The sequence below is a fragment of the Aeromonas sp. FDAARGOS 1406 genome, assembly GCF_019048565.1.
Taxonomy (GTDB): Bacteria; Pseudomonadota; Gammaproteobacteria; order Enterobacterales; family Aeromonadaceae; genus Aeromonas; species Aeromonas caviae.
The window spans coordinates 3,741,805-3,757,833 of record NZ_CP077378.1 but is presented as its reverse complement, the minus strand read 5'-3'; the positions used below and the strand labels follow the sequence as shown (position 1 = coordinate 3,757,833).

Annotated in this window: 13 protein-coding genes and 1 pseudogene; 8 read left to right on the top strand and 6 right to left on the bottom strand. The window is 59.0% G+C overall.

Translation table 11 applies throughout. The features are described 5' to 3' along the window. Positions 1 to 4 precede the first annotated feature (4 nt). The 7 genes and pseudogenes from denD (at position 5) to I6L36_RS17780 (ending at position 8,317) form a co-directional block, all read left to right on the top strand. Positions 5 to 979 carry a D-erythronate dehydrogenase gene (gene denD, locus I6L36_RS17810; protein WP_223918088.1) on the top strand — a complete coding sequence of 325 codons (975 nt, stop codon included), beginning with the start codon at positions 5 to 7 and terminating at the stop codon, positions 977 to 979. Continuing rightward, positions 976 to 2,481 (top strand): GntP family permease, encoded by a 1,506-nt coding sequence (locus I6L36_RS17805; protein WP_109112743.1) that lies wholly within the window; start codon positions 976 to 978, stop codon positions 2,479 to 2,481. The genes denD and I6L36_RS17805 overlap by 4 nt, the downstream gene beginning before the upstream one ends. Positions 2,482 to 2,571: 90 nt before the next feature. After that, positions 2,572 to 3,462 (top strand): DMT family transporter, encoded by an 891-nt coding sequence (locus tag I6L36_RS17800; RefSeq protein WP_039041063.1) that lies wholly within the window; start codon positions 2,572 to 2,574, stop codon positions 3,460 to 3,462. A gap of 59 nt (positions 3,463 to 3,521) precedes the next feature. After that, on the top strand, positions 3,522 to 5,459 hold the full coding sequence (locus tag I6L36_RS17795; protein WP_109112742.1) for a methyl-accepting chemotaxis protein: 1,938 nt from the start codon (positions 3,522 to 3,524) through the stop codon (positions 5,457 to 5,459). A gap of 635 nt (positions 5,460 to 6,094) precedes the next feature. Beyond that, positions 6,095 to 7,495 carry an OprD family outer membrane porin gene (locus I6L36_RS17790; RefSeq protein ID WP_010673291.1) on the top strand — a complete coding sequence of 467 codons (1,401 nt, stop codon included), beginning with the start codon at positions 6,095 to 6,097 and terminating at the stop codon, positions 7,493 to 7,495. A gap of 114 nt (positions 7,496 to 7,609) precedes the next feature. Next, positions 7,610 to 7,873: pseudogene (locus I6L36_RS17785) on the top strand (SDR family NAD(P)-dependent oxidoreductase); the annotation flags it as partial. Positions 7,874 to 7,957: 84 nt separating this feature from the next. Next, positions 7,958 to 8,317 carry a hypothetical protein gene (locus tag I6L36_RS17780; RefSeq protein ID WP_141712013.1) on the top strand — a complete coding sequence of 120 codons (360 nt, stop codon included), beginning with the start codon at positions 7,958 to 7,960 and terminating at the stop codon, positions 8,315 to 8,317. Positions 8,318 to 8,521: 204 nt separating this feature from the next. Here the strand turns inward: I6L36_RS17780 and I6L36_RS17775 are convergent, their stop codons facing one another. From I6L36_RS17775 to I6L36_RS17755, 5 genes are all read right to left on the bottom strand, one after another. Continuing rightward, positions 8,522 to 10,066 (bottom strand): hypothetical protein, encoded by a 1,545-nt coding sequence (locus I6L36_RS17775; protein ID WP_141712014.1) that lies wholly within the window; start codon positions 10,064 to 10,066, stop codon positions 8,522 to 8,524. Between the two features lie 209 nt (positions 10,067 to 10,275). Next, the gene (locus I6L36_RS17770; RefSeq protein WP_167824804.1) at positions 10,276 to 10,800 is read right to left on the bottom strand and encodes a helix-turn-helix domain-containing protein; all 525 of its coding nucleotides are present in this window, start codon (positions 10,798 to 10,800) and stop codon (positions 10,276 to 10,278) included. Positions 10,801 to 10,968: 168 nt separating this feature from the next. Further along, positions 10,969 to 11,460, bottom strand: coding sequence for a hypothetical protein (locus tag I6L36_RS17765; protein WP_069651784.1), 492 nt, complete (start codon positions 11,458 to 11,460; stop codon positions 10,969 to 10,971). Next, on the bottom strand, positions 11,457 to 11,762 hold the full coding sequence (locus tag I6L36_RS17760; RefSeq protein WP_141712016.1) for a hypothetical protein: 306 nt from the start codon (positions 11,760 to 11,762) through the stop codon (positions 11,457 to 11,459). The genes I6L36_RS17765 and I6L36_RS17760 overlap by 4 nt, the downstream gene beginning before the upstream one ends. 154 nt (positions 11,763 to 11,916) lie before the next feature. Continuing rightward, a complete protein-coding gene (locus I6L36_RS17755; protein WP_226014373.1) occupies positions 11,917 to 12,498 on the bottom strand; it encodes a recombinase family protein in 582 nt (193 codons plus the stop codon). 341 nt (positions 12,499 to 12,839) lie between these two features. Here I6L36_RS17755 and I6L36_RS17750 point away from each other — a divergent pair, with 341 nt between their 5' ends. Continuing rightward, positions 12,840 to 13,850 (top strand): SEL1-like repeat protein, encoded by a 1,011-nt coding sequence (locus tag I6L36_RS17750; RefSeq protein ID WP_216944570.1) that lies wholly within the window; start codon positions 12,840 to 12,842, stop codon positions 13,848 to 13,850. Between the two features lie 229 nt (positions 13,851 to 14,079). Here the strand turns inward: I6L36_RS17750 and I6L36_RS17745 are convergent, their stop codons facing one another. After that, positions 14,080 to 15,966, bottom strand: a complete 1,887-nt coding sequence (locus I6L36_RS17745) for a recombinase family protein (protein ID WP_216944571.1) — start codon at positions 15,964 to 15,966, stop codon at positions 14,080 to 14,082. Between the last annotated feature and the right edge of the window lie 63 nt (positions 15,967 to 16,029).

The following is a 16,029-nucleotide window of genomic DNA, read 5'->3' as shown; positions in this document are numbered from 1 at the left end:
GAACATGAACGAGTCTGAGGATAACAAGATGCAGATCATCATCACCGGCGGCGGTGGCTTCCTGGGCCAGAAACTGGCCCGGGCCCTGCTGCAAGGCCCCCACCCCTTCACCGAGCTGCTGCTGGTGGACATCCAGCAGCCGCAACCCCCCCTGCCGGACCCCAGGGTTCGCTGCCTGCGGGCCGACCTCACCGAACCCGGTGTCGCCGAGTCCCTCATCAGCGAGCGGACCGCCGTGGTCTACCACCTAGCCGCCATCGTCAGCAGCCACGCGGAGCAGGACTTCGATCTGGGCTGGAAGGTCAACCTGGACACCACCCGCACCCTGCTGGAGGCGTGCCGCCATGCCCGGCCCGGCATCCGCTTCGTCTTCACCAGCTCGCTCGCCGTCTATGGTGGCCCGCTGCCGGAGCTGGTGAATGACGGCACGGCGCTCACCCCCACCTCCTCCTACGGCGCCCAGAAGGCCATGGGGGAACTGCTGGTCAACGACTACAGCCGCAAGGGCTTCGTCGACGGTCTGGTATTGCGCCTGCCCACCATCTGCGTACGGCCGGGCAAGCCGAACCGCGCCGCCTCCTCCTTTGTCAGCAGCATCATCCGCGAGCCGCTGCAAGGGGAGAGCGCCATCTGCCCAGTGAGCCCGGATCTGCGCCTGTGGCTCTCCAGCCCCGCCACCGTGGTCGCGAACTTCCTGCTGGCGGCCAGACTTCCCGCCACCGGTGACGCCCGCAGCATCAACCTGCCCGGCATCAGCGTGACAGTTGGCGAGATGCTGGAGGCCCTCGCACGGGCCGGTGGCCAGGCGGCCCGGGATCGGGTGCAGTTTGCCGCCGATCCGGCCATCGAGCGCATCGTGGCGAGCTGGCCGGGACGCATCGACAACCAGCGGGCCAGCGCCCTCGGCTTCGCGGCAGACAGGACGTTTGCCGACATCATCGACAGTTTCATCACCCATGACATGCAGGAGGCATCATGAGCGACATCCCAACCCCCATCATCGGTCTCATCATCGCGGTCTTCGTGCTGGTGTTCCTGGTCATCCGCACCCGGGTGCACGCCCTGATCGCCATGCTGGCGGCGGCCTGCATCGCCGGGATCACCGGCGGCATGAGCATCGACAAGACCCTCACCGTGATCACCCAGGGCTTTGGCTCCACCCTCGGCAGCATCGGCATCGTCATTGGCCTCGGGGTCATGATGGGTCGCCTGCTTGAGGTCTCTGGCGCCGCCGAACAGATCGCCTACAGCTTCATCAAGTGGCTCGGCAAGCGCCGCGAGGAGTGGGCACTGGCCATCACGGGCTACATCGTCAGCATCCCCATCTTCGTGGATTCCGCCTTCGTCATCCTCTATCCGGTGGCCAAGGCGCTGGCGAAAAGCGGCAAGCGCTCCCTGCTCACCCTGGGGGTGGCGCTCGCGGGCGGCCTGGTGGTAACCCACCATACCGTGCCGCCGACTCCGGGCCCGCTGGGGGTTGCCGGCCTGTTTGGCGTGGACATCGGCGCCATGCTGCTGACCGGCATGGCCCTGGCCATCCCCTGCGTGCTCGGCATCGTCTTCTACGCCCAGTGGCTCGACAAGAAGTACCCCGAGTTCGGAGCCCAGGCCGCCCAGACCCCGGACGAGCTGCAAGCCACCTATGAGCAGTACCTCAAGGAGAAGGAGGGCAAGACCCTGCCGAGCCTGACCCTGTCGCTGCTGCCGATCCTGGTGCCCATCGTGCTCATCTTCGTCAAGGCCATCTTCACCACTCTGGCCACCCTGGAGGGCATGGACGGCCTGATGGCGAACCCCCTGGTGCAGGGCATCAACTTCATCGGCACCCCCATCATAGCGCTGGCCATCAGCGTGCTGCTGGCGGTCTATACCCTGGTCCCGCACATGGACAGGCATGCCACCGCCGCCCGCCTGGAAGAGGGGCTGCAATCCGCCGGCATCATCCTGCTGGTGACCGGTGCCGGCGGCGCGCTGGGGGCGGTGCTGCGCGACAGTGGCGCAGGCCAGCAGCTGGCCGAGCAGATCGCCCTGCTGCCCATCTCACCCATCCTGATCCCCTTCATCGTGGCGACCCTGGTGCGCCTCATCCAGGGGTCCGGCACCGTGGCCATGGTGACGGCGGCCTCCATCTCCGCCCCCATCCTGGCGCAGATCCCCGGGGTCAACATGCTGCTGGCCGCCCAGGCCGCCACCATGGGGTCGCTCTTCTTCGGTTACTTCAACGACAGCCTGTTCTGGGTGGTCAACCGCATGATGGGGATCTCCGACGTCAAGCAGCAGATGATCGTCTGGTCCATCCCGACCACCATCGCCTGGGCCATCGGCGGCACCGGCGTCGCCCTGCTGAACCTGCTGTTCGGCTCCGGCGGCACCTGGTTCGACCCCGTGCTGCCGCTGCTGGTGCTGGCCCTCATCGTCTGGTACGTCAAGGGGCAGTCCCTGGCTCCGGCGGCAGGGGCCGTCCCGAGCCGGGAGTCATAACTCGCGCCGTCACGGCAACGCTGTGTGACGAGGGCCAGTCTGCTAGACTGGCCCTCTTTTTCGTTCATTCATCTTGCAAAGGAGTGTTGGATGCCTGCGTCTTCCTGGTGGGACAAGTCCACCGGTTTTGCCCTGCTCACCATCTTGCTGTGGGCCTCCCTCGCCGCGCTCACCTCCCGGATCACCAGCGTCTCGCCGCTGGTGCTGGTGGGGCTGGTGCTGCTGTTCTGCGGGGCGGGCACCCTGCCATTCTGGCGCCAGTGGCGCGCCAGCCCCCTCACCTGGCTGGTGACCATCACCGCCCTGCTGCTCTATCACCTGCTGCTGTTCACAAGCTTTCGCCACGCCCCCGTGCTGGAGGCAAACCTCATCAACTACCTGTGGCCGCTGTGCATCATCCTGTTCACCCCCTTGCTGCTGCCGGGTCATCCCCTGAGCCTGCACCATCTGCTGGCCGGGGCCCTGGGTCTCGCGGGATCGGTGCTGGTGATGGTCGATGGTCACCTGCAGTTGCAACAGGCCCATCTGCCCGGCTACCTGCTGGCCCTCGGCGCCGCCATCGTCTGGGGCGCCTATTCCGTGCTCTCACGCCGCCTGCCTCCCGCTCCCGCCGTGGTCACGGCCGCCGCCTGCCTGCCCGCCGGGCTCCTGGCCCTGCTGCTGGCATGGATGCTGGAAGGCCCCTTGCCATTCGCCCGGATCCCCCAGGGGGACTGGCTGCTCATCGCCGGGCTCGCCCTCGGCCCCATGGGGGCGGCCTTCGTCACCTGGTATCTGGCGCTGCGGGACGGGGATCCGCGCCGCATCGGCGCGCTCGCCTACCTCACTCCCTTGCTGAGCACCCTGCTGCTGGTCTGGCTCAACGGCGAGGCGCTCACCCCGCGCCATCTGCTGGCGGGGGGGCTCATCATGGGCGGCGCCCTGCTCGGCCTGCTGGTGAAAAGCCCAAGTCAACGGGAGCTGGCACGGCCACTGTCATAAAAACGCCATCAGACCTGATTAAGCTCGCGCCCATTGCGTGATTCAAGCAGGAATCTGATGTGAAAATTGCCCATTTTGCCTCCCTCTCTTCCCTCGTCTTGCTGCTGGTGGCCGGTGTCCAGGCCACCGCGCTCTATCATGGCTGGCAACAATTCAACCACTCGGCCCAGGCCCAGCGTCTGCAGGAGCGCCTGCAACAGCAACTGAGCGGTCCGTTGCAGGGGGCGCTTCGCGACTATCTCGGCAGCGGGGATCCCCTGCTGCTAGCCCAGGCACAGGGAGTGCGCCAGCAGGCGCTGGCGCTGTTGTCCCGCCTGGAGGATCCCCAGACCCAGCCGCTAAACACCCGGCTTGAGCAGATGAAAACCCGCATTGACGGCGACTATCTGGCGGCGGGCAAGCTCTCCGGCAACAGCCAGTGGTTGCTGCAAAATGCCGAGAACGAGTTGACCACCCAGGCCAAAGCCTTGCTCCGTTACGGCCAGCAGGGAGCAGCCGCCGGGCGGGATCCGGTCCTGGCCGAGCAGTATCGCCAGGGGGCGGCCGACATCCTGACCGCCCTCCCCTCCCTCGCCCACCAGCGCCAGAACTACATGGAGCAGGCGAGCGCCAAGCGTCTCGAAGGGCTGCAATTCGAGCTGGCTGCCCTGCAAAAGCAGGCCGACTCCCTGGCCGCCCTGCCGAGCATGGAGCTTTTCGAGGAGGCACCGGCCGACGAATTCACCCTGGGAGAGCCGATACGCAAGGAGCTCGGGGATCAGCCCAAAGCCGAGCTGACCTCCCTGCTCAAGCGCTATCCCCAGGAGCTGGAAAACAGCCGCAAGGCGCTGCAACAGCAGCAGGCCGCTCGTCAGATGGTGCAGCAGGACATCACCCAGCTGCTGCAAGCGGGGGAGCAATTGGGCGAACAACTCGCCGCCGCCCGTCAGACCATGAACCGGGAGCTGGCCACCGTGCTCGGCGTGCTGGCGCTCTGCCTGGTCGTGGTGGCCCTGCTGTTCGCCCTGGTGCAGCGTCGCTGGCTGGTCAGGCCCCTGCTGCAACTGCGGGCAGCCTTCCTGCAGCTCGACGCCACGGGTCAGGCCCAGCTGCTGACCCCGGGGCGCGAGCGCAACGAACTGGCGGACATCGTCGCGAGCTACAACCGCCTGATACGGCGCCTGCAACAGGATCAGCAGCAGAAAGAGGGCCAGCTATCGGCGGTGTCGCAAAGTCTGCAAGGGATGGTCAACCAGGTGCAGGAGATCCATCACAGCACCCGCACCACGGAGCAGGCGGTGGATGAGAGCGACACCATGATGCAGGAGCTCAACCAGCTCGCCAGCGAGGTGCACCAGGTTGCCGCCGAAATAGCCCAGCACGCCCAGCACAATGAACACTCCATGAGCCAGAGCGAGCGGCTGGTCGGGGGCATGCTGACGGCTACCGCCCAGACCGGGCTCGCCATCGACGAGAGCAGCGGCGCCCTGGCCCAGCTGACCCGCTCGGTGGAGGACGTGACCGCCATCGTCGACGTCATCGGCCATATCTCCCAGCAGACCAACCTGCTGGCCCTCAACGCCGCCATCGAGGCGGCCAGGGCCGGGGAGCAGGGACGCGGCTTCGCGGTGGTAGCCGACGAGGTGCGCCACCTCTCCGCCGACACCCAGCGCTCCCTCGGCCAGATCACCGAAATCCTGGCGAGCCTCACCCAGGCGGGGGATCAGCTCGCCACCGTGCTGGCCCGCATCACCGCAGAGGCCGCCGAGCAGCGCCAGCAGGCGGAGCAGCTGCGCCAGACCACCCTGACGGTGCGGGAGATGGCGCGCAGCACCGCCGTCATCGCCCTGCAGGGCGCCGACAATGCCAAGAGCCAGGAGCACAGGCTGGCGAGCTTCGCCGCCCTCATCGGTCGCATCAGCCAGCACGCCCGCCAGGGCAGCCGCCTCTCGGTACAGGTCTCGGAGCATATCCACCACCAGGCCCAGCAGATCCCCCGGATCCTGAGCCAGGCCTGATCCCGGGCCCGGCGCCGTGCCGGGCCTGCGTTTCCCCCCCATACTCGCCCCCGGGATCTCCAGTCCGGGCCCACAGGCCGGCGAGGCCGGAACAATGCCGCGCGACTCTTCCCCCATGCCGGCACCCTGGTTGCAGACCAGGCTCCCCAGTCTGCGTCGGCGACGCACATCCGGAGCAGGCCGAATCTTTTTTTGTGACACAAAATTATATGTTGCCATCAAGTTAACAAAGAAAGTTCTGCCTTCCCGACAAGATCCGCACAGGATAACGGTGAACACCATATGAAAGCGCTCTCATTGCCGATGTACGTGGGCTTGGAGTGCCCACATCAAGAATCATGATTATTTGCACTCGGTCATATTTTTGAAACTTGCCGGGAACTTTACATTGATATTTCGCACCGCGAACGTACTCTTGGTGATGTCAGATCGCCTAGGATCGACAGCCAAAAAATAACGACTGTAACGATGCAGATAGCCCCGACCGATGCGCCAAGGCATCAGGCACAAGGGCACGACAGAGAACCATTTTTTTGCCCTTCGGGGTGTTGATTGCAATGCAAATACCGAGCGGCGGGTGCCTACCCGGCTGCCGGATAAAAAAGCTAAGTCCATAAAATCAGGAGCAATAACAAATGGAAAAAGTGATCTTCAAGCGCGCCGCGTTGAGTGCTGCCGTGGTCGCGGCACTGGTCGCACCCGGCATGGCGTTCGCCGCTCAAGACATGATGAGCCCGGAATACGGCAAGTCCTACAGCGCCTTCATCGACGAAGGCAAGCTCACCGGTGGCCTGTTCTACTTCCAGCGTGAGCGTGATCGCGTCCAGGCCGGTCCGGGTCAGGATGGCAAATACCACTCCAACCTGAGCCATGCCACTACCCAGGCAGCCCTGAACTTCAACTCCGGCTATGCATGGGGTGTGGTCGGCGTCGACGTGGGCGGCTTCGGTGCCTACGATCTGGCCGTTGACGAGAGCAATGGCGTCAACGAAGAGAACGAGTTCTCCTTCTGGGGCGACAAGTGGGGTTCAGGTGGTGACGGCGTTCCCGAGAACGGCTTCAGCCTCTCCAACGCCGCCCTGAAATTCAAGTTCGGTGACGCCGTCACCGCCAAGGGTGGTTACACCCAGCTCTATGTACCCGGCATCCTCGGCGTCAACTGGTCCTATCAACCCGGTACCTACCGTGGTGGCCAGATCGAAGGCACCTTCGGCGGCCTCTACCTGACCTACGCCATCGCCGACGAGTACAAAGCTCCCTGGTTCAAGAACACCACCGGCTTCTCCAAGAGCAGCCCCTATGCCAGCGATCCCTTCACCGATGCGAACAAGATCGACTACATCCACGGTCTGGCCGCTCGCTACACCTTCGAGAACGGCACTGCCGTCACCGCCGGCTTCGGTCAGTCCGAAGGCTACATGGACAGCTACCACTTCAAGCTGGCCCACAAGTTCGACGTACTGGGTGGCCTGAACACCAGCTACCAGTTCTACGGTTCCGACACCGAGAACAGCGACTATGACGGCCTGGCCTGGCAACAAGCCCTGACCGCCAGCTGGGCAGCCGGCCCCTATGGCTTCCGTCTGGAAGGCCTGTGGACAAAGGCTGAAGGGGATCTGGGCAACTACCTGCCCCGTCTGACCCGCGGCTACGGCAACTCCCAGGGCGCGAACGAAATCTGGTGGGATTCCCGCTCCGACTGGAACCACAACGACGAGAAGGCCCTGTTCTTCGGCGTGACTCGTTCCCTGGATGATCTGGTGGGTGCACCGGGCTGGGGCGTGGGTGTCTCCGGTGCCTACGGCTGGGATGCCAACAACGGCGACAAGTCCCTGGAAGGTGGCAAAGAGTGGGCAGCCAACTTCGACGTCATGTACACAGTGCAGGACGGCAAGCTGAAGGGCACCCTGTTCAAGCTACACTACACCGACTACAACAACGAACAGGACGACAAGGGCAGCTGGTACTACCCGAACATGTTCAGCTCCGAGCATGACGTCAAGTTCCACATCATCATGCCGTTCACCATCATGTAATCAGGCATCTGACGTGACCGAAAACCGGGCCTCTGGCCCGGTTTTGTTTTTGGTGGCACCACGCTACCATGCCAGCTTCGGGCCACCTGCCGGCCGTCAATCAGGACCATGCTCATGCCCCATCCCTTCGTGCTCGTCACCGGCTGCTCCAGCGGCATCGGCCTCGCCGCCGCAAGAACGCTCGGCGCCCGGGGCTTCACCGTCATCGCTTCCGCCCGCAAGGCCGAGGATGTGGCCCTGCTGCAGCAGCAGGGTCTGTTGGCGGTGCAACTGGATCTGGCGGACAGCGCCAGCATAGAGCGAGGGGCGGCAGAGGCGCTGGCCCTGGCCGAGGGGCGCCTCTACGGGCTGTTCAACAACGGCGCCTACGGCCAGCCATAGTTACTTTGTCGGGGGTATCTTGTTGGTGAGCTCCATATGAGTTAAGCAAGATTATTTCCGTTGTCGCTGTTGGAATGTCGAATGAAAAATCAAACTATTAGTGCCGGGTCGGTCGTGTTATCTGTTCGCTCTCGTCTGCTGTCTGTTCACCTCCCCTGCGGTTGCCGCGTGTCTGGAGGCCATCAGACCCACCACTGTGGATGCGTGTGCGAGTGGTTTCAATGGAGCGAGCGCGAATTATCACAGGCAGGGAAAAGGGCGCTCTGGACGCTACTGATCCAGAGTGGCTTCGATGACATCCAGCACGTTTCACCCGCTGATGTGCTGGATTATCTCGACGATAGCGACAACGAAACGCTCCCGGTGTCTGCTGCCGATTTCAATCTGTGCCTGATGCTGGGGCGTGATGTTCTGGGGGTTACTCGTCAGGTGGTGGCATAGCTGCGAAAGGTTTGATTCTGGGGGCCTAGAACGCCCCCTGTGCGTTTTTGTCGCTATGCCATTTGGTACGGTGCCGGATGCTCGCTGGAGTGCTCTAAAGCGGTTTTTGTAAATCGTCCCGGTACTGTCTCACACGTTTACGATCCCCCTTACACCTGACACACCCCGTACATCTACTTTTAATACCGGGTCATTAACCGTCCATTACCGGGTCAGCTCTCCTTGCATCTCTTCCCTTCCGAAGTGAGTGGCTGCCCACTTGTCCAACTCTACGAGCATGGCATCAAGGGCACTGTCTTCAGGTAGCCGGGGCTGGTGGACTTGTTGGTCCTCTATGTCGCCAACGCTCACATAATCGCTTTTAACCGCCTTGTTGGTGCTTGTGCTGTCTTGGGGTGCTTTTGGGTTTGAAATTGATTCTGGCGCGTCCTGTGGGCCTTCATGAGCGTGTCCGGGTGTGGCTGCACAGCCATTGGCCTCGATTTTCAAAATTGCATTACTGACTTTCTCACTGGGGGATGCATAGGGAGCTGGTTTTTCTAGGACTTTGGTTTGTGTGGGGCTGGTGATCTGACTGTTCCGGGTGTGATAGTCAGTCAGCTTGGCTTTCACGTAGGCAAACAGCTCTCTGCCTGCTGCGGTCAACGCATTGGATTCGTAGAGGATGGCGTCCTTGTCCTTGGTCATGTATCCGACCCATCCAAGCATCCACTCGAAACCATAACCGCCATCGATCACAAGCTGGTGATCTTCGGCCTCCGGGGTATAGGCTCCGCCAATTTGCAAGAGTGCGGCTTTGTGCTGCTCCTCGAACACCTCATAGTGGACACCATGGACAATCATGTGAAGGTGCCAACCGGAGCGTGCTCTCTCCATCACAAAGTTAAACGGCAATCCTTGCAGAGCTTTGTTTAGTGCCGTCGTCATCCGCTTGTGCCATGCCATGCGCCCATTCGCCTTGCCCTTGAACTTGTCCAGCTTCCCCTTTCCAAAGTTAAGGGACACGGCGGTGTAGACACCTGTCCGGCTATACATGCTCGCCAGCTTCAAGAGCTGCTTCATAGTGGGGCTGAGTTTGTCGAAGGTTGAGGTAATCAGGGGCTTCAATGCTCTCTGACATTCCTCTGCTTGGAATACATCATCGAGGGAGTATTTGGAGCATATATCCGTGTTAACTACAAAGCCCCTAGATTCGTTACGCATGGACAGGGCGCAAAGCCTTGCCAGCTCTAGGGTTGCACGGTGATCTCTAGCATCGTTATCTGCGGCAATTGCTGGAAAATTTCCGGGGTCTTTTCCTGCTGCTTTTAGCTGGTTTTTGGCAGCCCATTGATAGGGGTGATGTCCGTGGCTTTGTGCAGATCTGACCGCTAACCAGCCGCCAGCCATAATCCAACGCGAACGACTCTCAATGACGGTCCATTCATCGTCGGAAACGGGGCGATCAGCGTATGGTGGGCGAACTTGACGCCCTCGCTTCTTAGTCTCACTGACTGAAATATCAGGTTCTAGCGTGTCGAACTGATCCCATTCCTGCCACTTGTACTCCGTGAAAGCCTCTCCAGATACAAGGGCTTGCCGGTACTCTGCGAGAAATGCTTGCGCCATAGCACACCACTGAGGCCACGCTAATTTTGATGACCAGTCATTGAGCACCGAGTTCTCTGCTGATACTCTATCCATAGTTAAAACCTTTTGTGCCGCCTCATTTGGCGGCTTTTTTTGTTTTTGCCTGCTTGCCAGCGGCAAGCCCTCTTTTAAATGTCTCCCGTCCCATCCCCTAAGTGCCTGTAAAGCGCGTACAGCGACAACTGACCGGTTAGGGCCGGTGTCAGTACCTATGGGGATTCCAACGAAAGGACGCCGCGAAATGGGCGTTAGCGAAGAGGTAGGGCCGACTCATCGGCCAAAATTACGGAGTTACTTTGCGACATGGGCGGGGCCGCCGTCAACCTGCATCACTCTGGCGGCACATCGCCCCAGCAATCGCGCTCGGCCCTGATAGCCAATATCTCCTCGTCTGTGTAGTCTCTCACAACCAGCTCCGGCAGGGCTTCGACCACCTCCGGCTCCGCTGCCAGTGTGAGTACCCGGCGCAACCCATCAGCGGCTAGCTTACTGGCTGTGGCACACGCTGAAAGGATCTTGGCCGCTTGGTGCCTGTCACATTCACTATCAATTGTCAGGCTCTCTAACAGCTCGGCTGTCTTGGTATGGATTTGGTTGCAAAGTGCAACCTGTGACCGGACGAGGCGAGCGCCCTCCGAGGCGGCGAACTCAGAAGATAATGAGGCCCGCAATCCGGCGCGGGCCTCCTCTATCAACTCCTCCCGCATCGAGTCGGGGCGAACACCTGAACGCCCCCGGATCCGTTTCACTGTGGATAGGCTGATCCCCGTCTGCTCGGCGATAGCAACAATCGGCCATCCTGCCGCGAGAGCTGCGGCAACCTGCGCTTCAAGGGCGGGGGAGGTGCGACGCATCGCGGCCCCCCTCTATTCCGAGCGCATCACACGGGGTCAATTGCTCCCACCGGGTGATTGCCAGCTCCACAATTTGCGTAGGCGACATATTCAGAGCACTGGCCCATATCGCAACACGTTCCGCGACTGGACGGGATAACCGTATTACTTGGACTGTTTTTTGCGGCTTCATGCTTTCCCCTCTCCATGCTCCAAACCCTGCTGCTGTTCGCAGAACATCGTCCATAAACGCGCATTCCCATTTTGATATGTCAGGGTTGCCGCCCGCTCATTGTCATTGGCTATGGGGGCTACTGCCGCCGATTGTGGGATCCTAGACAGCATGGAGACGAAGAAATCATTTTCTACTGGCACATGCATAGAGATCAGATCCACCCCGGCAGGTGATACGAGCAAGGAGCGGACGATCTCGCGCAACCCTAACACCTGCTGCAATGCGAAAAATCTCCGGCTATCCATACGCCTCGCCTCGCATAGATTACGAACAGCCCCATAAAGCCGGGTATCAATAACCCGGGCCTGCTCTTCATTGGTCTTTTGAACCTCAAGGATTACATCGCGAGCCGCCACAACGTCCCCCTTATCCATCAGTTCCAAAGCGTATGAGAGCTTGCCCGCTGTCACACCATGCGCCTGTTCGAAACGCGTTTCTGGGATCATGCTTTACCTCCTTTGCGGGCCAATGCCGCCGCTATACGATACGAGCCGCCAAGGCTTCCACGCTCAATAGTGCGCTGACGCTGCTTCTCGATTTCCTCCTTAACTTCCATGCGCATCCTGTCCGCCAAATCTAGATTGGTCTCACGCTCTTCAATCCAGCCGGTTTCCCCTTCACCAGTGATGATCTCGTCGTCTTCAATCTGCTCAACCGGTATACCGGCAAGCTCTGCTAAAAACGCTTTGTCCCTACCTTCCAGATAGTGCGCATCCTCACCCATCCGCTCCGCGAGCTGACGCTTCAATATTGAAACCTTCATGTATAAGCCTATAAATCTCAATAAGTTACAATGATTACATGTTACACAAATAGATGACCGATCACCATACTTGAGACAAAAAAATACCGGCGCTTGGCCGGTATGTTGTTGCTTTATTCGCGTGTTGTTTGGATCGTCATTACGCTGCTTTGCAGGCTCGCTTCACACTGGCGGGTGAAATCCCAAAATGTTCGGCGGTCGCCTGGATGCTTGCGCTGTTTTCCTTCCGCCAGATAGCAACGGCGGTATCGTCGATGGTCTTCTCACGCCCTAATGCTTTGCCCTCTGCCTTGGCTTTAGCGATCCCGGCCATCTGACGGGCCTTGATATTTGAGCGCTCCAGCTCTGCGACAGCGGCCAGCATGGTCAGCATTGCCTTACCGATTGGCGTGGATAGGTCGAACCCCTCCCGCAAGCTGATAATCGACACGCCCTTGGCTTGCAGCGCTTCAACCGTGTGTAGAACGTCGATGGTGTCACGCCCAAGACGGTCAACGGCGGGAACAATTAGCGTATCCCCCTTCCGCACAAACTTGAACAGCTCGGAGAATTCCGTGCGCTCTAATGCCTTCACTGCGCCAGATATGCCTTCGTCTGCGAACCACGTTTCTACCTTGTGGATCTGCTCAATGCTGTGTCGCTGAGCCTCTACGCTTTGCTCGCCAGTGCTCACCCTCAGATACCCGATAACCGCCATGACAATCCCCCACAGATGGCTCACAAACTATAGCTCATAATATAGAGCTGGCTCATAACTAAATCAACACTTTTGAGCCACTCTTTTCGATGGGGTGTTTGGGTGGCTCAAAAGGTACAAATTTTGAGCCAAAGCAAGAAAGGGATTAGTCTCGGATTAACAACAGCCACACACAATGTTCAACGTTCGTTGTGCGTGTAATTTCATTTATTGGGACTGGTGAGATTTTGATCAAGTGAGCAAATTGGCAACCAGATGTGGTGATTTCCGTGTTGTTCCCGCTCCATTTTGAGATCCCAGAAATCCACCGATGCTGTCATCTGCGGTAAGATGCGAGGCAGTATCAATAAAACGGTAACATATAGATGAAAAAAGGAATTTTTGCACTGATGATCATTGGGGCTTGTTGGGGGGCGCCATTACAAGCGACAGATTGGAACAACGCCCCCCTTACTGATGTTCAGAATGCAGCCAAGCAGGGCAATGCTGAGGCACAATTCATCCTAGGCTTGAAATACAATAATGGCGAAGGGGTGCCCAAGGACGATAAGAAGGCTGCGGCTTGGTACCTCAAGGCAGCAGAACAGGGTAATGCCGATGCACAGTACTATTTAGCATTTTTGTACAATGTGGGGTGGGGAGTCGATGAGGATGATAAACAAGCCGTAGCTTGGTACCTCAAGGCGGCAGAACAGGGCTATGTCGATGCGCAATACCAAGTTGGTTTGATATACGACTTTGGTATTCTTGGAACTAAACAGGATTCTAAGCAGGCTGAAGCTTGGTACCTCAAGGCGGCAGAACAGGGCAATGTCGATGCGCAATCCAACCTCGGCATGTTGTACAAAACGGGATGGGGAGTTGGGATTGGTTCTGGAGGAATACGGAACGATGAGAAGGCTGTGTTCTGGTTAAGCAAAGCTGCAGAACAGGGTGATGTAGATGCACAATCCAACCTCGCCGATATGTATATAAATGGCCAAGGGGTGACCAAGGACTATAAAAAGGCTGAGGCTTGGTACCTGAAGGCGGCAGAACAGGGTAATGTCGATGCGCAAGCCGCCCTTGGCGTGATGTACGCCAAAGGCCATGGGGTGGTACAAAATTTCAAGCAGGCCACGACTTGGTTACATAAGGCCGCCGAACAAGGCCATGACGTTGCGCAATCCAACCTCGGTGTGATGTACGCCAATGGGCAGGGGGTGGCACAAGATGACAAACTAGCTTACGTCTGGTGTTCTGTAGCTGCTGCCAATGGAAACGAGGCGGCAGCCAAAAACCGTGATGAATTAGCTGAGAGTTTGACACCTTCCGAATTAGCAAAGGCGCAGGCACTGGCTTCCCAGTATTTTAAGCAGTACCAGCCCAAGTCATAGCCCGTTGGCTAGTGCGTATATGGGGCGTTGCGGTAAACGAACACCCATTATTGCCGCCTGTCATCCTGTGAGATCAGTGAGATCAGTGAGATCAGTGAGATCAGTGAGATCAGTGAGATCAGTGAGATCAGTGAGATCAGTGAGATCAGTGAGATCAGTGAGACAAAAGATTGATGCGTTATCTCCCAGAGAGTCCAACACAATCCCTCGAGCTGGAGCGTTTAACCCATCATTGGTCGCTGGTCTCCCTGTTGGTGGGGAAGCCTTTAAACTCCTCCTGCAACCATGCCTCGTCATCCAGGCTAATCGGGGCGTATGTGTTGAAGAGGCTCGCGGGCGCCTCCCCTAGCTGTGCCTTTACTTCCGGCGGTAGCTGCTCCCTCTCAATGCCAGCCACTGCGATAGGGCCGTTTCTGCCTATTGTGACAACCCGGCGCGTCCCGTTTATGAACTCCATTTCCAGTACGACCGTAAAGCGCTCATGCCCTTTAGATTTTCCCTCATCATTGAAAAGACTATTCCTCACGCCTTCCAAAAATTTGCGCTCATCCTCCTCAAGCACAATCGCCCCCCTTGCGGCTGCGTCCAACATCTCCCTTGCTTTCAACGCATTCTCTCGGTCTTCAACACCCATGTAACTTGGCCGCCCGATACGGAACGATTTTATGGAATCTCGCAGTAACTCGCGCATATGGTGGCGAGACTCATCGTTGGTCGGATCTAAGACGTTATCCGTGATAGCCTTCCAGCGCTCGCGGATTGATGCTGCACTGTGTACCTGCTTGGCGACCTCTTCGACTCTGGCTTGTTCGAGCTCGCTATCAAGGCGTTCTATTTTCGCTTCCAGATCGGCTATCTCCGAGATCAAGATCTTGGGGAATCCTTTATCTCTCGCCATCTCCACAAGATTATCGAGACTAGCTTGTAACCGGTAGATTTCCCCTTGAATCACTGGCACTCGGCTTGATGGCAACTGCTCAGGATCTTTCCAAGTCTCGGCGAGACAGACACTTAACAAGGCGCTTTCAATGTCGCGGGCTCGCTTACTCCAGCCGGGGCAGGCCAATTCAGTCTTGAAGCCGCTGCATCGGTAGTTGACATACCCTCCCGCCTCTGAGTTGAGATGCACTCCTGCACCACAATGCCGACACTGCACCTGTTCCACCCCTGCAAACAAACTAATAACCTTGGCTCGGCCAGATGACTTTGGGCGCATACTGCAAGTCCGGGCGTGAACCAGCCGGAGGTATTCATCCTCCGTCAGGACTGCCGGGTAATATCCATCCAACACCGTCTGGTTGATTCGCTTCTCACCCATAAGCGCCCGGTTTAAGTGGAATCGGCGTATAACGTGGTGGCTCCACGCACCTTTCGCCTTCTTGTCGCTGCGATTGATGGGACAGGTGATGCCCTCGGTATTCAACCACTTGGTGACATTCAGCGGGCTCTCTCGGGCAATCAATCGAAGCGCGATCTGTTTCGCCAGCGGGGCATATTGTTCGTGGGGACGGACAACGCCATCAGAATTATCGACCCACCATACGTCATTCCCCACGACCTTAATCGAGTAGGCAAAGCCAGACTCGTGGCGCTCTCCTCGCAGATGGCGAGCGATTGCAAGATCGCGGATTTTGTGGGTGCGGGCCTGCTTGGTGGCGCTTTCGTTGTTTGCTCGGTCGAGCACTGCGGTAGCGTACTGAATATCAGCTGAGTCGTTGCCTCTGTTGCCTTTCGGGTCACAGAAGCATCTGCCCTCGTAAACAGAGTAAACCCCCACTTCGGCATCCAGCACGTTAACTAGGTCGCGGGACGCTCGGCGAACCTGCTGACGGCTAAATCGATCGAGACTGCTGACAACAAGGATCGAGCCGGGGGCCACTTCCCCTGACTGGACGGCAGCCAAGAACCAACCCAGTTGCCCGTCTGCGATGTGCTTGCCGTGGAATGCGGACTTTCCGCTGTCGACCATGCGCCCCCCGTAAATCTCCATGCCATAGCGCTCCTTTAGCTTTTCAAGCAATTCCTCCTCCTGCTGCATGGCAAGACCCTGGCCCTTGGCCTGCTTGGCTGAACTTATCCGGGAGTAGGGGTAGATCATGGGTTTTGGCTTTGGCATGTTGACTCCGTGCGGCGATTGGCCTGACTGGTGCGGATAGCATACTGCCATCATCGAAAAGAT

Coding starts and splice junctions, on each gene's coding strand:
- denD (WP_223918088.1), top strand. CDS start 5: ATGAACGAGTCTGAGGATAACAAGATGCAGATCATCATCACCGGCGGC.
- I6L36_RS17805 (WP_109112743.1), top strand. CDS start 976: ATGAGCGACATCCCAACCCCCATCATCGGTCTCATCATCGCGGTCTTC.
- I6L36_RS17800 (WP_039041063.1), top strand. CDS start 2,572: ATGCCTGCGTCTTCCTGGTGGGACAAGTCCACCGGTTTTGCCCTGCTC.
- I6L36_RS17790 (WP_010673291.1), top strand. CDS start 6,095: ATGGAAAAAGTGATCTTCAAGCGCGCCGCGTTGAGTGCTGCCGTGGTC.
- I6L36_RS17780 (WP_141712013.1), top strand. CDS start 7,958: ATGAAAAATCAAACTATTAGTGCCGGGTCGGTCGTGTTATCTGTTCGC.
- I6L36_RS17770 (WP_167824804.1), bottom strand. CDS start 10,800: ATGCGTCGCACCTCCCCCGCCCTTGAAGCGCAGGTTGCCGCAGCTCTC.
- I6L36_RS17765 (WP_069651784.1), bottom strand. CDS start 11,460: ATGATCCCAGAAACGCGTTTCGAACAGGCGCATGGTGTGACAGCGGGC.
- I6L36_RS17750 (WP_216944570.1), top strand. CDS start 12,840: ATGAAAAAAGGAATTTTTGCACTGATGATCATTGGGGCTTGTTGGGGG.
- I6L36_RS17745 (WP_216944571.1), bottom strand. CDS start 15,966: ATGCCAAAGCCAAAACCCATGATCTACCCCTACTCCCGGATAAGTTCA.